We start from the raw sequence: 253 nt of genomic DNA, 5'->3' as shown, positions 1-253 counted from the left end.
TCGTTGGTCAGGAAAATCTCGAGATTGGACAATGATCAATGAAGTAAATTTAAATCCAGAAAAAAAAGAAGCAATGCGGGCGGCATAAAATTTAACTTGATGCGACAACTAACTTGAAAAACTCCGCGACTTTGCATCGAGCGTACGACGAATCGTTGCTGCTCGGTCAGTTTATACTGCAAGTATTCGTAGATGTCCGCTTCGCGGTCACACACCGATATCACGTTCGCCATTTGTCCTTGCAGCCGCTCTG

General features: G+C 44.7%; 1 pseudogene. It reads right to left on the bottom strand.

From position 1 onward, the window contains the following. Nucleotides 1–35 precede the first annotated feature (35 nt). A pseudogene (locus tag H4J63_RS20145) lies at nucleotides 36–253 on the bottom strand (hypothetical protein); the annotation flags it as partial.

The organism is Pseudoalteromonas sp. 5Ae-yellow (genome assembly GCF_014077565.1).
Classification (GTDB): domain Bacteria; phylum Pseudomonadota; class Gammaproteobacteria; order Enterobacterales; family Alteromonadaceae; genus Pseudoalteromonas.
The sequence above is the reverse complement of the archived record's forward strand: the minus strand, read 5'-3'. Positions and strand labels throughout refer to the sequence as shown.